Source organism: Kitasatospora sp. McL0602 (assembly GCF_052076145.1).
Classification (GTDB): domain Bacteria; phylum Actinomycetota; class Actinomycetes; order Streptomycetales; family Streptomycetaceae; genus Kitasatospora.
The window spans coordinates 753,388-768,626 of sequence record NZ_CP197246.1 but is presented as its reverse complement, the minus strand read 5'-3'; the positions used below and the strand labels follow the sequence as shown (position 1 = coordinate 768,626).

Annotated in this window: 14 protein-coding genes; 8 read left to right on the top strand and 6 right to left on the bottom strand. The window is 74.2% G+C overall.

Going from position 1 to position 15,239, the window contains the following annotated elements; all coding sequences use genetic code 11:
• Positions 1–7: 7 nt before the first annotated feature.
• From ACR68M_RS03570 to ACR68M_RS03555, 4 genes are all read left to right on the top strand, one after another.
• Positions 8–1,273: a hypothetical protein gene (locus ACR68M_RS03570; RefSeq protein WP_441248907.1), complete on the top strand. Its 1,266-nt coding sequence runs from the start codon at positions 8–10 to the stop codon at positions 1,271–1,273.
• Entirely contained in the window at positions 1,270–1,896 is a 627-nt protein-coding gene (locus tag ACR68M_RS03565; protein WP_441248906.1) for a precorrin-8X methylmutase, read from the top strand. Before ACR68M_RS03570 ends, ACR68M_RS03565 begins: the two co-directional genes overlap by 4 nt.
• Entirely contained in the window at positions 1,893–3,404 is a 1,512-nt protein-coding gene (locus tag ACR68M_RS03560; RefSeq protein ID WP_441248905.1) for a precorrin-2 C(20)-methyltransferase, read from the top strand. The genes ACR68M_RS03565 and ACR68M_RS03560 overlap by 4 nt, the downstream gene beginning before the upstream one ends.
• A 163-nt stretch (positions 3,405–3,567) precedes the next feature.
• A complete protein-coding gene (locus ACR68M_RS03555) occupies positions 3,568–5,631 on the top strand; it encodes a tetratricopeptide repeat protein (RefSeq protein WP_441248904.1) in 2,064 nt (687 codons plus the stop codon).
• A 22-nt stretch (positions 5,632–5,653) separates the two neighbouring features.
• Here ACR68M_RS03555 and ACR68M_RS03550 read toward each other — a convergent pair whose 3' ends face one another.
• From ACR68M_RS03550 to ACR68M_RS03540, 3 genes are read right to left on the bottom strand one after another with little or no spacing between them, the layout of a single operon-like run.
• Entirely contained in the window at positions 5,654–6,508 is an 855-nt protein-coding gene (locus tag ACR68M_RS03550) for an SDR family NAD(P)-dependent oxidoreductase (RefSeq protein ID WP_441248903.1), read from the bottom strand.
• On the bottom strand, positions 6,505–7,119 hold the full coding sequence (locus tag ACR68M_RS03545) for a TetR/AcrR family transcriptional regulator (RefSeq protein ID WP_441248902.1): 615 nt from the start codon (positions 7,117–7,119) through the stop codon (positions 6,505–6,507). The genes ACR68M_RS03550 and ACR68M_RS03545 overlap by 4 nt, the downstream gene beginning before the upstream one ends.
• Positions 7,120–7,179: 60 nt before the next feature.
• The gene (locus ACR68M_RS03540) at positions 7,180–7,938 is read right to left on the bottom strand and encodes a cobalt-precorrin-6A reductase (protein WP_441248901.1); all 759 of its coding nucleotides are present in this window, start codon (positions 7,936–7,938) and stop codon (positions 7,180–7,182) included.
• A 50-nt stretch (positions 7,939–7,988) separates the two neighbouring features.
• Here ACR68M_RS03540 and ACR68M_RS03535 point away from each other — a divergent pair, with 50 nt between their 5' ends.
• Positions 7,989–9,143, top strand: a complete 1,155-nt coding sequence (locus tag ACR68M_RS03535; protein ID WP_441248900.1) for a cobalt-precorrin-5B (C(1))-methyltransferase — start codon at positions 7,989–7,991, stop codon at positions 9,141–9,143.
• 203 nt (positions 9,144–9,346) lie between these two features.
• On the opposite strand, the gene cobM is transcribed toward ACR68M_RS03535, so the two are convergent.
• On the bottom strand, positions 9,347–10,090 hold the full coding sequence (gene cobM / locus ACR68M_RS03530) for a precorrin-4 C(11)-methyltransferase (RefSeq protein WP_441248899.1): 744 nt from the start codon (positions 10,088–10,090) through the stop codon (positions 9,347–9,349).
• Positions 10,087–11,349: a precorrin-6y C5,15-methyltransferase (decarboxylating) subunit CbiE gene (gene cbiE / locus ACR68M_RS03525; RefSeq protein ID WP_441248898.1), complete on the bottom strand. Its 1,263-nt coding sequence runs from the start codon at positions 11,347–11,349 to the stop codon at positions 10,087–10,089. The genes cobM and cbiE overlap by 4 nt, the downstream gene beginning before the upstream one ends.
• A 270-nt stretch (positions 11,350–11,619) precedes the next feature.
• Here cbiE and ACR68M_RS03520 point away from each other — a divergent pair, with 270 nt between their 5' ends.
• Both ACR68M_RS03520 and ACR68M_RS03515 read left to right on the top strand, forming a co-directional pair.
• A complete protein-coding gene (locus tag ACR68M_RS03520; protein ID WP_441248897.1) occupies positions 11,620–11,913 on the top strand; it encodes a hypothetical protein in 294 nt (97 codons plus the stop codon).
• Between the two features lie 72 nt (positions 11,914–11,985).
• Positions 11,986–12,861 (top strand): transglycosylase SLT domain-containing protein, encoded by an 876-nt coding sequence (locus ACR68M_RS03515; protein WP_441248896.1) that lies wholly within the window; start codon positions 11,986–11,988, stop codon positions 12,859–12,861.
• Here the strand turns inward: ACR68M_RS03515 and ACR68M_RS03510 are convergent.
• Positions 12,855–14,048, bottom strand: coding sequence for a PucR family transcriptional regulator (locus tag ACR68M_RS03510; RefSeq protein WP_441248895.1), 1,194 nt, complete (start codon positions 14,046–14,048; stop codon positions 12,855–12,857). The genes ACR68M_RS03515 and ACR68M_RS03510 overlap by 7 nt on opposite strands.
• A gap of 488 nt (positions 14,049–14,536) precedes the next feature.
• On the opposite strand from ACR68M_RS03510, the gene ACR68M_RS03505 reads away from it, so the two are divergent.
• Positions 14,537–15,160 carry a hypothetical protein gene (locus ACR68M_RS03505; protein WP_441248894.1) on the top strand — a complete coding sequence of 208 codons (624 nt, stop codon included), beginning with the start codon at positions 14,537–14,539 and terminating at the stop codon, positions 15,158–15,160.
• Positions 15,161–15,239 lie beyond the last annotated feature (79 nt).

Below are 15,239 nucleotides of genomic sequence, written 5' to 3'. Positions count from 1 at the left end.
CGCCGCCATGTCACCCCGACCCGACACCGCCGAGCCGGGCCCCGGCGCGCCCGACCGCGCGCGCTCGGACGCCTGCCCCGGGGCCCTTCGTCTGCACACGGCCGACGACGGAGCCCTCGCCCGGGTCCGGATACCGGGCGGACTTCTGACGGACCGTCAGGCGCGCGCACTGGCCGACGCCGCGAGCGAACTCGGCGACGGAGCGCTGGAGACCACCTCCCGCGGCAACGTCCAACTCCGTGGCCTGCCCGCCGACTCCGGCCTCGAACTCGGCCGCCGGTTGCGCGCCGCCGGGCTGCTCCCCTCGGACACCCACGAACGCGTCCGCAACATCGTCGCCTCCCCGGCCGCCGGTCTCGACGGCGACGGGCACGCCGACGTCCAGCGCTGGACGCGCGAGCTCGACGCCGCGCTCTGCGCGAGCGGCTGGGCCGCCGCCCTGTCCGGCAAGTTCCTCTTCGCCCTCGACGACGGGCGCGGCGACGTCGCCACCCTCGACGCCGATGTGACATTGATCGCAACCCCCGACGGCGGCGCCCTGCTGCGCCTCGGCCGAGCCGCCACGGCCCGCCGGGTGCCGCCCGATGAGGCCGTGCAGCACGCACTGGAGGCGGCCCGGGAGTTCCTGGACGCCGTCCGGGACGCGGGCATGCGGGCCTGGCACGTACGCGAACTGCCGCTGCCCCCGGGCTCCGAGCCGCTGCCGGTCCTCGCCGTGGCCGCTCCGCAGGTCGGGGTGCTGCCGGGCGGGCTGTCCGTCGGCCTGCAGTTCGGGCGGGTGAGCGCCGCGCAGTGGCGGTCGCTCGCGGACGCCTCGGCGGGCTCACTGCGCGTCACGCCCTGGCGGACGGTGGTGCTGCCCGGCGCCGCCCCCGAGCGGCTCGCGGAGCTGGCGGCGGCCGGGCTGCGGACGACCCCCGGCACGGCCTGGGAGCGCGCCAGCGCCTGCACCGGCGCCCCCGGCTGCGCCAAGTCGCTCGCCGACGTACGGGCTGACGCGACCTCGGCGCTCGACGCCTCACACGGCGGCGGGCTGCTGCCCGTGCACTGGTCGGGCTGCGAACGGCGGTGCGGGCACCCTGCCGGGGAGTGGGTGGACGTGCTCGCGACTGGGCAGGGCTACCGGGTGGCCGTCGTGGGGGCGGCCGCGACCGCAGGTGCTCCAGCAGCTACTCCAGCAGGTACTCCAGCAGGTGTCCCAGAAGATGTTCCAGCAGAAGTGACGACAGAGCAGATGGCCGAAGCAGTGGCCAAGGCCCGGAGGATGAAGTGATCGAGTACGAGAAGGACGGCGCGGCGATCTACCGCCAGTCCTTTGCCACCATCCGGGCCGAGGCCGACCTGGCCGGGCTGCCGGCCGACGTCGCCCAGGTCGCGGTGCGGATGATCCATGCCTGCGGGATGACCGACCTGGTCGCCGACCTGCTCTGGTCGCCCGGGGTGGTCGCCGACGCGCGGGCCGCGCTGCGCGCCGGGGCGCCGATCCTCTGCGACGTCTCGATGGTCGCCAGCGGGGTCACCCGCAAGCGGCTGCCCGCCGACAACGAGGTGGTCTGCACGCTCTCCGACCCCTCGGTGCCCGAGCTGGCGAAGAAGATGGGCAACACCCGCAGCGCCGCCGCGATGGAGCTCTGGCTGCCCCGCCTGGAGGGCGCGGTCGTCGCCGTCGGCAACGCCCCGACCTCGCTCTTCCGCCTGCTCGAGATGATCGAGGCCGGTGCCCCGCGCCCGGCCGCCGTGATCGGCGTGCCGGTCGGCTTCATCGGCGCGGCCGAGTCCAAGGAGGCGCTGGCGGCGCACCCCTCGGGCCTGGAGCACCTGGTGGTGCGGGGCCGTCGTGGCGGCAGTGCGATAGCCGCTGCCGCCATCAACGCGATTGCGAGTGAAGAAGAGTGACGGAGCATCAGACAGGCCACCTTTACGGAGTCGGCCTCGGGCCGGGTGACCCGGAGCTGATCACCGTCCGGGCGGCCGCGCTGATCGGCAAGGCCGACGTGGTGGCGTACCACAGCGCCCGGCACGGCCGCTCGATCGCCCGGTCGATCGCCGAGCGCTATCTGACGGGCAGTCAGATCGAGGAGAAGCTGGTCTACCCGATCACGGTCGAGACCACCGACCACCCCGGCGGCTACCGGGGTGCGCTGGACGACTTCTACGAGGAGGCCTCGGCCCGGCTCGCGGCACACCTCGACGCGGGCCGCGACGTGGTGGTGCTCGCCGAGGGCGACCCGCTCTTCTACGGCTCGTACCAGCACATGCACAAGCGCCTCGCGCACCGCTACCCGACCGAGGTGGTGCCCGGGGTGACCTCCGTCAGCGCCGCCGCCGCCCGGCTCGGGAAGCCGCTGGTCGAGGCGGAGGAGGTGCTCACCATCATCCCGGGCACCCTCCCCGAGGAGGAGCTGACGGCCCGGCTGGCGAGCACCGACTCCGCCGTGATCATGAAGCTCGGCCGCACCTTCCCCGCCGTCCGGCGAGCGCTCGAGCGCTCCGGCCGACTGGCGGAGGCCCAGTACGTCGAGCGGGCCACCATGGCGGGGGAGCGGACGGCCCCGCTGGCGGAGGTCGACCCCGAGAGCGTGCCGTACTTCTCGGTCGCGGTGCTGCCAAGTCGCGTTGCGGCGGGCGGGGTCGCGGAGGTTTCTGAGTCGGAGATCGGTGAGGTCGTCGTGGTCGGGACCGGCCCGGCCGGGCCGCTCTGGCTGACCCCCGAGGCGCGGGGCGCGCTGGCCAACGCCACCGACCTGGTCGGCTACACCACCTACATCGACCGGGTGCCCGTCCGGGCCGGGCAGCTGCGGCACGGCTCGGACAACAAGGTCGAGGCCGAGCGCGCCGAGTTCGCCCTCGACCTGGCCCGGCGCGGTCGCCGCGTCGCCGTCGTCTCCTCCGGCGACCCGGGCGTCTTCGCGATGGCCACCGCCGTGCTGGAGGCCGCCTGCGCCGACCCGTACCGCTCGGTGCCGGTGCGCATCCTGCCCGGCATGACCGCCGCGCACGCCGCCGCCTCCCGCGCCGGTGCGCCGCTCGGCCACGACTACGCCGTGGTCTCGCTCTCCGACCGGCTCAAGCCGTGGGAGGTCGTGGCCCAGCGGCTGCGCGCCGCCGCCTCGGCCGATCTCGTCCTCGCGCTCTACAACCCCGGTTCGCAGAGCCGCACCACCCAGGTCGGCCTGGCCCGCGACCTGCTGCTCGAACACCGCGCCTTCGACACCCCCGTGGTGATGGCCCGCGACGTCGGCGGCCCGACCGAGCGCGTCCGCACCGTCCGCCTCGGCGAACTCGACCCGGCGCAGGTCGACATGCGGACCATCCTGCTGATCGGCTCCTCGCAGACCCAGGCCGTCCAGCGTGACGACGGCACCGAGGTCGTCTGGACCCCGCGCCGCTACCCGCCGGTCTGACCGCCCGCGCCAGGGGCGGGGCGAACCGTACGCGATCAGGAGGGACGGCGCTGCGCCGTCCCTCCTGTGCGTGCTCTTTCGCGCCCCTGGATAGTGCCTGGCGGGTGTGGTCAACTGGGTTGTGGGAATCCGGAGTTCGGGGTGGCCGGTCTATGCCGGGGTGATGTCGCTGGGGGTTGCCGCCGCGGTTGTCTCGCAGGTGTGGCTCTCCGGTGCCCCCGCCGTCGGCATCGGGGCGGTGGCGGCCGGGCTCGGCTACCTCGCGGACCGGGTGGCCGGGCGGGGCGAGGAGGGTGGCCGGCCGGCCCGGGGTGCGCTGACGCGGGGGCGGGCGGGGCGGCTGCCGCTGGTGGCGCAGGTCGACGACCCGGTGGCGGTCGGGGTGCACCCGGCCGAGTGGTCGGCCGACGGAGCGCCCGCGTACATCGCCCGGGACGCCGAGCCGGAGCTACGGCAGGCCCTGAAGGACCACCAGTTCGTGCTGATCCTCGGTGAGTCGACGGCGGGCAAGACCCGGCTCGCGTACGAGACCGTGCGGGAGCTCTTCCCGGAGCGGCTCTTCGTCCGGCCGCTGGGGAAGGACGCGCTGCCGCTCGCGTTCGAGCAGATCCGCCGCCGGCGCCGCGACAGCCTGCTCTGGCTGGACGACCTGGAGAGCTACCTCGGCGCGGGTGGGCTGACCGGGCAGGAGCTGGGCGAGCTGCTGGCCGAACGCCCCGGCCGCGTCACGGTGGTGGCCACCATGCGGACGGAGGAGCACCGCCGCTACGACGCCCGTGAGGAGAGCCGCCTCACCGGCTCGGACCGCGACCTCTGGCGCACTGAGCGCGGTGTCGTCCAGGCTGCCAGGGCGATCCGGATCGCCCGCCGGTGGAGTGGGCCGGAGTGCGACCGGGCCAGGCTGCTGGCCGAAGACCCCCGGATCGAGAGGGCGTTGCGCAGCAGCCGCCGGTTCGGGGTCTCGGAGGTGCTGGCCTCCGGGCCCGCGTTGCTCGACTCCTGGCGGGACGGCTGGGCGCCCGGGGCCAACCCGCGCGGTGCGGCGCTCGTCGCCGCCGCCGTCGACTGCCGACGGCTCGGCCTGCGCCGCCCGCTGCCGCAGGAGTGGCTGGCCGAACTGCACCAGCCCTACCTGGCCGCGCGCGGCGGCGAGGCGCTGAAACCGGAGCCGCTCGGCCCGGCGGTCTCCTGGGCGAGCCAGGCGGCACACGCCACCAGCAGCTTGCTGATCGGCAGCGCCGGCACCGGTTGGACGGCCTTCGACTACCTGCTCGACACCCCCGGCCTGCGGCCGGTGCCCGATCACCTGTGGGACGGGCTGCTGCCCCGGGTCGGCCCCGAGGACTGCTACGACCTCGGGCTGGTCGCCCACCAGGAATCCAGACTCGGCCGGGCCACCGTCGCGCTGCGCCGCGCCTGCGAAGGAGCCGTACCCGGCGCCGACTTCGCCCTCGCGATCGTCCTCGGCGACTCCGGGCAGCCCGCGCGGGCCGTCCAGGCGCTCGGGCCGATCCTCCGGCAGCGCACCGAGACGCTCGGCGCCGACCACCCCGACACCCTGGCCGCCCGCCATCAACTGGCCTTTTTCACCGGCGAGTCGGGCAAGGCCACCGAGGCCGCGCAGCTGTTCGCCACCCTGGTGGCCGACACCACCCGTGGGCTCGGCGCCGACCACCCGGACACCCTGGCCGCCCGGCACCAACTCGCCTACTACACCGGCGAGTCGGGTGACACCGCCGGAGCCGTCCGGCAGTTGCGGGCCCTGCTCGGCGACCGTGAACGGGCGCTCGGCAGCAGACACGCACAGACCCTGGCGACCCGGCGCAGCCTGGCCTGGTACCGGGGCTGCGGCGGCGAACTAACCTCCGCCCAGATGGAGTTGTCCCTGCTGGCGACGGACGCCGCCGCCCTCCTCGGCCCGGACGACCCGCACACGCTGGCGGTGCGCGGGGCCTGGGCGTGGTTCGCGCTGCTCACCGGCAGCCCCGCCGAGGCGGAGGCCGAACTCGCCGCGCTGGCGGCCGACCGGAGCCGCCTGCTCGGCCCGGACCACCCGCACACGCTCTCCACCCGCCTCCAGCTGGCCCGTGCCACGGCCGCCCTCGGAGACCTCGAGCGCGCGCTCACCGCCGCTACCGAGCTGCTCGCGGACGCCGAACGGCTGCTGGAGCCCAGCCACCCCCGGATCGCGGCGGTCCGGGCCTTCCTGGTCAGCTGGGCGGAGTAGCTGCAGGCGACCCGCGTGGAACTCAGCGACTCGACGGCACCGGGAAGTTCGAGCGGATGACCGCGTCGAAGGCGGCGTCCGGCAGGGCCCGGCGGGCGATCATGATGGCGCGGGCCATCGCGCCGATGGCGTACCGGGCCCGGGGGCGCGCGGTGGTCGCCGCGCGGACGATCACCTTGACGGCGGCCTCGGCCGGGACGGCGCCGTTGCGGCGGCGGAAGGCCTTGTGGGCGTACATGTCGGCGAGTTGGGCGCGGAAGCTGCCGTACGGGTCCTGGGGGTCGGCCGAGGTCTGCATGGTCTCGACCGCCGTACCGGCGAACTCGGTGATGGTGGGACCGGGTTGGACGACCACGACCTCGACGCCGAAGGGCGCGACCTCCAGCCGGAGCGAGTCGCTGATGGCCTCCACCGCGTGCTTGGTCGCGTGGTAGAAGGCGCCGCCGGGCGGGGAGAACCGGCCGCCCATCGAGGAGATGTTGACGATCCGGCCACGGCCGGCCCGCCGCATGCCGGGCAGGACGAGCTGGGTCATCCGGACGAGCCCGAAGACGTTGGTGTCGAACTGTGCCCGGACCTCCTCGGGCGAGGCCAGCTCGACGGGCAGGTGCAGCCCGTACGCGGCGTTGTTGACCAGCAGCCCGACCGCGCCGTGGTCGGCCTCGACCCGGGCGACGGCCTCGGCCATCGAGGTCTCGTCCGTGACGTCGAGCGGGAGGACGGTGAGCCCCTCGGCGGCCAGCTCGGCGAGCGTCTCGGGGCGGCGGGCGGTCGCGTACACGTGGTGGCCGAGCCGGTGCAGGGCCAGGGCGGTGCTGCGGCCCATGCCGGAGGAGCAGCCGGTGATCAGGACGGAGGTGGGGCGCGGGGTGCTCATGCGGTTGCCTCTCGGTGCAGGAGGGCCCAGACGGCGTCTTCGGCCTGGGTGAGAGCCTCGGGGGGAAGGGTGGCGATGCCGCCCGGAGGGAGGTGCTTGACCAGCCCGGCGAACGCGCCTAGCGCGAGCGCGACGATCAACTGCGGTTCACCGTCGCGGAGTTCGCCCGCCTGCTGGCCGCGCACGATGAAGTCGGTGGCGAAGCTGTCGACCTCGGCCGCGAGTGCCAGGCTCTCGGGAGCGAGGAAGGTGTCGTGCTGCTGGTGCTCCAGGAAGACGAAGGCCGCGTGGTGGCGGCCCGCGTAGCGGGTGAGGCCCCGCCAGAGCCGGCCGAACTCCTCCCGGGTCGACCCGACCGGCCCGCCCTCGGTGTGCGCGGCGGCCAGCTCCGCGAGCAGGCCCCCTTTGGCGTACTGGAACGCCGCGTTGCCGAGCGCCTCCTTCCCGGGGAAGTACCGGTAGATGCTGCCGACCCCGACCCCGGCCCGCTGGGCGACGGCCGGCACCTGGGTGCCCTCGTAGGTGCGCTCGGCGAAGAGCTCGATGGCGGTGTCGAGGAGCAGCTGGGAGAGATCGCCCTTGGCTCGGGGCTTCGCGGGTTTCGCAGTCACGGAATGAATGTTCATTCCGCAGCGGACGGAAGTCAAGCCTCCCAGGTCAGAGGGGCTCGGTCAGAGCGTCGCGGTCAGCCAGGCGACGGCGGCGGCGACGTCCGGGGCCTCGGGGAGGCCGGCCGGCGGGGTCGGGCGGCGGACGACCACCACCGGGAGGCCGAGCTCGCGGGCGGCGGTCAGCTTGGGGGCGGTGGCGGCGCCGCCGCTGTCCTTGGTGACCAGCACGTCGATGCGGTGCTCGCGCAGCACGGCCCGCTCGCCGTCGAGGGTGAACGGGCCCCGGTCGAGCAGCACTTCGGTGCGGGGCGGCATCGGCGCCTCGGGCGCGTCCACCGAACGGGCGAGGAAGAACAGCTCGGTGAGCCCGGCGAAGGCGGACAGCCCGAGGCGGCCGGTGGTCAGGAAGACCCGGCTGCCCAGGCCGGGCAGCGCGGCGGCCGCCTCGTGGAGGGAGCCGACCGGGTGCCAGTCGTCCCCCGGAACCGGTACCCAGCTGGGGCGGCGCAGGGCGAGCAGGGGAACATGGGTCTCGGCGGCCGCGAGGGCCGCGTTACGGCTGATGACCTCGGCGAAGGGATGGGTGGCGTCGATGAGCGCGTCCACGTGCTGCTCGCGCAGCCAGGCGGCGAGCCCGGACGCCCCGCCGAACCCGCCGATCCGCACCTCCCCGGCGGGCAGCCGGGGCTCGGCCACCCGCCCCGCCAGCGAACTGGTGACCTCCAGCGCCGGGTCGGCGGCCAGTTCGGCAGCCAGGCGGCGGGCCTCCGTGGTGCCGCCGAGGATCAGGACGTGGTGGGCAGCAGCCGCTACGGGCATCGGGACTCCAGGGGATCTTCGTGGGTGAGACGGCAGCGGATGGCAGTGCGGTGACTGACAGCGGTGCGGTGACTGACGGCGGTGCGGTGACTGACGGCGGTGCGGTGACGGGCGGTCGGGCCGGTCAGCTGAAGAGCAGCGGGTTGCGGCACGGCTGGACGACGGGCGCCTGCGCGACGGCCGCGACCGCCGCCGCGTACGAGGCGCTGCTCGGCGGGGAATTCCCCGACCCGGTGCAGATCACCCTGCCGAAGGGCCAGCAGCCGGAATTCGCGCTGGCGGTCGAGGAACTGACGGATGATCAGGCAATGGCCGGGGTGGTGAAGGACGCCGGGGACGACCCGGACGTCACCCACGGCGCGCTGATCCGGTCGACCGTACGGGCCGGGCTCCCCGGCACCGGGGTGGTCTTCCGGGCCGGGCCGGGGGTCGGGACGGTCACCAAGGCCGGGCTGCCGCTGCCGGTCGGGGAACCGGCGATCAACCCCGTGCCCCGGCAGATGATCCGGGACGCGGTGGCGGGGATCGCCGACCGCCACGGCGTGAGCGGCGACGTCGAGGTGACGGTCTCGGTCGACGGGGGAGAGGAGATCGCCCGCTCCACCTGGAACCCGCGCCTGGGGATCCTCGGCGGCCTCTCGATCCTCGGGACGACCGGCATCGTGGTGCCGTACTCCTGCTCGGCCTGGATCGACTCCATCCGGCGCGGCGTGGACGTCGCACGGGCGGCAGGTCGTACGCACGTCGCCGGGTGCACCGGCTCCACCAGCGAGAAGGTCGCCGTCGCTGTGCACGGCCTGCCCGAGGACGCCCTGCTGGACATGGGGGACTTCGCCGGGGCCGTGCTCAAGTACCTGAAGCGGCACCCGGTCGCGCGGCTGACCATTGCCGGGGGCTTCGCGAAGCTGTCCAAGCTCGCCGCCGGGCACCTCGACCTGCACTCGGCCCGCTCCCAGGTCGACAAGGGCTACCTCGCCGAATTGGCCCGGGTGGGCGGCGCAGACGCCGCCCTGGTGGCGGCGGTCGCCGGGGCCAACACCGGGCTGGAGGCCGTCCAGCTCTGCACGGCGGCCGACGTGCCGCTCGGCGACCTCGTCGCGGAGGCCGCCCGGCAGACGGCGCTGGACGTCCTGCGGGGGTCGCCGGTCGCCGTCGACGTGATCTGCATCGACCGGGCCGGGACGATCGTCGGGCAGGCCGGCTGAAGCCTCGCGGCGAGCGATGCGAAGCAGGGGCGCGGGGAACAGCGCGAAACGGGAGACTGCGGCCGGTACTCGGGCTTGCCGAGCAACTGAGCACCCCGGAGCCGACGTGCGCAACGGGGTGCCTCCTGAGGTCTGAGGAGCAGTCCGGGGGCGTGGGAGTGGCTGTTCGCGCAGTTCCCCGCGCCCCCGGCCGCCTGCGGCGGCTAGCAGCGGTGGCGGTCGGTGGAGTAGAGGTGGCTGTCGCGGAACCCGGCTGCGCCGAGGGTGCGGCCGACCAGGATGACGGCGGTGCGGATGACACCGGCCTCCTTGACCTGGGCGGCGATGTCGCCGAGGGTGCCGCGCAGGATCAGTTCGTCCGGGCGGCTGGCCATCGCGACGACGGCGGCCGGGCAGTCGGCGCCGTAGTGCGGCAGCAGCTCGTCCACCACGCTGTCGACGTAGCGGGTGGCCAGGTGCAGGACGAGCAGGGCGCCGCTGCGGCCGAGGGTGGCGAGGTCCTCGCCCTCGGGCATCGGGGTGGCCTGGCGGGAGACCCGGGTGAGGATGACCGTCTGGCCGACGGTCGGCACGGTCAGCTCGCGCTTGAGCGCCGCAGCCGCCGCCGCGAAGGCGGGAACGCCGGGGACGACGTCGTACGGGATGCCCACCGCGTCGAGCCGCCGCATCTGCTCGGCGACGGCGCTGAAGACCGACGGGTCGCCGGAGTGCAGGCGGGCGACGTCGTGGCCCTCCTCGTGGGCGCGGACGATCTCGGCGATGATCTGGTCGAGGTCGAGCCCGGCGGTGTCGACCAGCCGGGCGCCGGGCGGGCACTCGGCGAGGAGCTCGCGCGGCACCAGGCTGCCCGCGTACAGGCAGACGCTGCTCGCGGCCAGGATGCGCTGGCCCCGGAGGGTGATCAGATCGGCGGCGCCGGGGCCGGCCCCGATGAAGTGGACGGTCACGCGGACTCTCCTCGCGGGTGAAGTGCGGATGCGGGCTTGACGGCCGACCACTGGGTGACCGGCATCGCCTGCCGCCAGCCCGTGAAGCCGCCGACCGGCACCGCATGGGCGACGGCGAGGCGCAGCAGGTCGCCGCCGTGGCGGCGGTACCACTCGGTCAGCAGCGCCTCGGACTCCAGCGTCACGGTGTTGGCGACCAGCCGTCCGCCGGCGGGCAGTGCGGCCCAGCAGGCTTCGAGCAGGCCGGGGGCGGTCAGGCCGCCGCCGACGAAGACGGCGTCGGGGGTCGGAAGCCCGGCGAGGGCCGCCGGGGCCGGTCCGGTGACCACCTGGAGGCGCGGCACGCCGAGCGCGGCGGCGTTCCGGGCGATCCGCCCGGCCCGGACGGCGTCCCGCTCGACGCTGACGGCCCGGCAGGTCCGGTGCGCCCGCAGCCACTCGATCGCGATGCTGCCCGAACCGCCGCCGACGTCCCAGAGCTGCTCGCCGGGCCTCGGCGCGAGGGTCGCCAGCGTCGCGGCCCGGACGTGCCGCTTGGTGAGCTGCCCGTCCGACTCGTACGCGTCGTCCGGCAGGCCCGGCACGAGGGGCAGGCGCCGTGCGTCGGGGGTGGCGGCGCACTCCACGGCGACGATGTTCAGCGGGTCGCCCGCCGGGTGGGGCCAGCTCTCGGCGGAGCCCGTCCGCTGCTGCTCGGCCGGGCCGCCGAGCTGCTCCAGGACGTGCAGGCGGCTGGGGCCGTAGCCGCGATCGGTGAGCAGGGCGGCGACGGCGGCGGGGGTGGTGGCGTCGGCGCTGAGCACCAGCAGGCGGCGGCCCGGGTGCAGCGCGAGGGTGAGGGTGTCGAGCGGGCGGCCGACCAGGCTGACCACCTCGGTGTCCTCGGCGGGCCAGCCGAGGCGGGCGCAGGCGTGGCTGACGGAGGAGGGGTGCGGCAGCACCCGCAGCGCCGCCGGGCCGACGACCTCGGCCAGGGCGCGGCCGATGCCGTAGAACATCGGGTCGCCGCTGGCCAGCACTGCGAGGCGCTGCCCGGCGTGCGCGGCGAGCAGCGCGGGCACGGCCGGGCGCAGGGGGGAGGGCCAGGGCACCCGGGCGGCGCGTACCTCGGCGGGCAGCAGGCCGAGCTGGCGGGGGGCGCCGATCACGGCCTCGGCGTCGAGCAGCGACTCCCGGGCGGTCTCGGTGAGCCCGGCCCAGCCGTCGGCACCCAGCCCGACGACGGTGATCGGCCGGCTCGGCGCAGCGGCGGTCGCCAACGGGCTCTCCTCGGTTTCTCGCAGGTGGGAAGGTCGCAGGTCGGACGGTTACAGGTCGGAAAGGGGCAGCCGCAGCCTACCCGGGGCCGGTCGGCTCGGGCCCGGCGGGAGGGCGGGGCGACCCCGGCCCGGCCCCTGCCCAGCCCTGGACCGCCGACGGATTGCCTGCCGGACGGGCCGCGCAGTAGCCTCGCGGAGCGTGGTGCCTGACCGGCCGACAGCGGTTGACGGCGGAACAGGCCGACGATCGCATACGGGGGTTGAGCAGGGATGAGTGGTGTCGGAGACATCGGCAAGGAGATCGGCAGGGGCATCGCCGGGCTGATCGGCGACGCTCCGCTCGGACACATCCGGGCGGAGCTGGAGGCGCTGGCCGGCCAGGCGGGCGAGATCGCCCAGGAGCTGGAGCGGGCCCGGGGCTCGGTGCAGTGGACGGGCAGCGCCGCCGACGCCTTCCACGAGCACGCCACCCGGCGGGTCCAGGAGCTGCACCAGTTGATCCGCGAGCTGGACGGCGCGGCCGGGGCGGCGGGCGCGGTGGTCGTCGCGGGCGGGCTGCTGTAGCCCTGCGGTACGGCCTAGGTCTGGCCAGGTACGGCCAGGTAGGTGGACGAGGAAACACGGGGGACGGACGACATGTCAGGCGAAGCGCACTACCGGGTCTCGCCCGAGCAGCTCGACCGGCTGGCGGGCAGCTGGCAGGCCGAGGCGGCCAAGCTGGAGCAGCTGGCCCGCAAGGTCGAGGCGGTGCTCGGTGAGTTCGGCAAGGCCGAGCTGACGACGCTGCTGACCAGGGGGCTGCTGGCCGCCGAGCTGGTGGTCGAGGTCGAGAGCGTCGTCAAGGATGCCGGGCGCTCGGCCGCGAGCCTGGCCGCCGAGCTGCACAAGGATGCGGCCGGTATCACCGCGTGCGCGAAGAACTACCGCGAGGCCGACGCGGAGGCCGCACGGCACCTGCACCACGGCGGCAAGCACGCGCCGGTGCCGCCGCCCAAGCACTCCTCCGGCGGCTCGGGCTCCTCCGGCGGCTCGGGCTCGGGCTCAGGGTCGAGTGGTTTGAGTGGTTCGGGCGGTTCGAGTGGTTCGGGCGGGTCCGGTGTTTCGGGTGGGGACGGCGGCCACTCGTCGGTGCCCAAGGGCAACTACGCCAACCGCGAGCAGGTGACGGCCTGGATCAACCAGGCGTTCGACATCCTGAAGGCCAACGGCGTGCCCGCCGACAAGCTCAACGCCGAGGGCGTGCTGCTGATGATCGAGCACGAGTCGAGCGGCAACCCGCGCGCGATCAACAACTGGGACAGCAACGCCAAGGCGGGCCACCCCTCCAAGGGCCTGATGCAGACCATCGACTCGACCTTCGGCGCGCACGCCCTCCCCGGCCACGGCGACATCTACAACCCGGTCGACAACATCATCGCCGGGGTGCGCTACTCGCTCAGCACCTACGGGTCTATCGACAACGTGCCGGGCGTGAAGGCCGTCAGCCACGGGAAGCCGTACGTCGGCTACTGACCCAGGTGAAGTGCGCGCAGGGCGACCTCGGTGGCGAACCGGCCGTCGGGGTCGGTCAGTTGGGGGCCGAACGCGCGGTCCAGGAGCCGCATCCGGTAGCGGACGGTCTGCGGGTGGACGCCGAGGATCTCGGCCATCTGGGCGGCCGTGCCCCGGGTGGTGAGCCAGGTGCGGAGGGTGTCGATCAGGCGGTGCCGCTGGGCCGGGGTGAGCGAGGTCAGCGGGGCGAGGTAGCGGTCGGCCAACTGGCGTACCAGGCCCGGGTCACCGAGCAGCCAGAGCGGTAGCAGGTGGTCCTCGGAGCGGGTGAGCGGCTGGTCGGGGATCATGCCGCTCTCGGCCAGGGCGAGGGTGTGCCGGGCCCAGCGCAGCGAGTCGGCCGCCTCGCCGAGCGGCGTCGTCAGACCGAGGGCCGCGCGGCAGCCGGCCAGCGCCGTGCCGAGCGCGTCGCGCCGCCGCTCGTCCAGCGGGCCGGGGATGAGCAGGTGCGGCTCGGGGTCGCCGAAGTCGACCAGGATGTCCCGGTCGAGGGCCGCTCGGGCGGGGGTGGCACCGGCCCGTAACGCGACCAGGGTGACTACCTGGGGCAGCGGCCAACCGGCGTGCTCGGCAAGCTCGTTGAGGGAGCTGTGGGCGACGGCGGAGCCGGTGAGGATGCGCCGCAGCAGCCGTCGGCGCCGGTTGTCGGGCTCCTCGCCGAGCTCGGTCATCGCCTGCTGGTAGCCCTCGCGGGAGAGTTCGGCGATGTCGCCCATGTAGGCGAAGAGCGCGTCGGCGAAGGCGAGCATCACCGTCACCGACAGGTTGTAGCGCTTGCCGACGGTACGGACGCGGCGCAGTGCGACCTGACAGCCGATCCGGTACGCGGCCTGGAGCATGTCGAGGCTGCGTCCTTCGTACGCCTCGAACCGCCCGAAACGGCGGCAGATGTCGTCGCGTAAGGAGGTGGTGGCGGTGGGGGCGGCGATCTGGTCGACGAAGGTGGCGATGTTCTGCTCGATGCCGACCCGGATGACCCGGGCGTTCGGCCCCTCCAGCAGCTGCCCGTACTCGGGGATGGCCGCGACGATCTCGGAGGCCATCTCCTTGAGCAGACTGGGGAGTTCGGGCCGCATCACGGCGGCGAACTCACGTGGGATCGGCCCCAGCGGCTCGGCGTGCTCGGGGGGCTGTCGTGCCACGGCCATGACTGCCCCTCGGGCTTCTCGGGCTCGGACTTGGACTGTCGGGCTCGGATCGTCGGGCTCGGGGGAGCCCAGGGCGCGTAGCGTACAAACTTGTTGCGGCATCGTGAAAGATAGACCACCCGGCCGCGCGGCGCAGCACCCCGGACAGGAAAGCTTCCAGTCCGGTGGACTCCGGGCCCCGGCGGGCCCCGGCGGGCCCGCTGCCGCCCGCGCAGGGGCCGTCGGACGGCGATGCTCATTTCCTCACAAGGACAAACTCCGTTCTGTTGCACGGGAGATAAGAAAATACCCGCCGGTAAGTCCGCGCCGGGAATCTCTGACCGGAGTGTTGCGCCCTCAGTTACCCGTGCGTAACGTCCAGATTCATGACGGCGGCCGAGTCGATTCGGTGCAACGTCCCAGCCAGCGGGCCGCCCGGAATACCAGCGTCGAACCGCGCCCGGAATTCCGTGAATCACGCCTGCCAACTCCCCGGAAAGGAACAGCACGTGCGCAAGCTGACCAAGACCACCGTAGTTGCCGCCGCGGCGCTCACCGCCGCGCTCGGGCTCACCGTCGGTTCGGCCACGGCCGCCGGCACCTGGACGGCCACCCCCGGCGGGGCGTGGACGGCCAAGGCGACCTCCCCCAAGCTGACGGACACCAGGACGGGCACGCAGCTGAGCTGCTCCTCCTCCAGTGCGGCGGGCACGCTGGGCAGCGGCTCGGGCCTCTCGGGCACGGGCATATCGTCCATCACGTCCGTCGGTTGGACGGGCTGCACCGGCCCGCTCGGCATCACCTTCTCCGTCACCGCGCAGGGTCTGCCCTGGGCGCTGAACGCGGCCACCTACAACTCCACGACCGGCGTCACCTCCGGGACGATCACCGGGGTCAAGGCCCACATCAGCGGCGCCGGCTGCACCGCCGACTTCGGCGGCCCGACCAGCGGTTCGACCGCGACCCTCAACGGTACCTACACCAACTCCAGCCACACGCTGAGCCTCAGCGGCGGCGATCTGCACGCCTACAACGTGTCGGGCTCCTGCCTCGGCCTGCTCAACAACGGGGACGCGTCGAACTACGTCGCGAACTACGTCCTCAACGGTGCGCAGACGATCACCTCGCCGTGATCCGCCGGGCCTCGCGGTGCCCGTCCCGGGCCCCGCGAGGCCCTTCGCCACTCATCCGAAGACAAGTACGCCAGTGCGA

Coding starts and splice junctions, on each gene's coding strand:
- ACR68M_RS03555 (WP_441248904.1), top strand. CDS start 3,568: ATGTCGCTGGGGGTTGCCGCCGCGGTTGTCTCGCAGGTGTGGCTCTCC.
- ACR68M_RS03570 (WP_441248907.1), top strand. CDS start 8: ATGTCACCCCGACCCGACACCGCCGAGCCGGGCCCCGGCGCGCCCGAC.
- ACR68M_RS03550 (WP_441248903.1), bottom strand. CDS start 6,508: ATGAGCACCCCGCGCCCCACCTCCGTCCTGATCACCGGCTGCTCCTCC.
- ACR68M_RS03515 (WP_441248896.1), top strand. CDS start 11,986: ATGTCAGGCGAAGCGCACTACCGGGTCTCGCCCGAGCAGCTCGACCGG.
- ACR68M_RS03520 (WP_441248897.1), top strand. CDS start 11,620: ATGAGTGGTGTCGGAGACATCGGCAAGGAGATCGGCAGGGGCATCGCC.
- ACR68M_RS03510 (WP_441248895.1), bottom strand. CDS start 14,048: ATGGCCGTGGCACGACAGCCCCCCGAGCACGCCGAGCCGCTGGGGCCG.
- ACR68M_RS03540 (WP_441248901.1), bottom strand. CDS start 7,938: ATGCCCGTAGCGGCTGCTGCCCACCACGTCCTGATCCTCGGCGGCACC.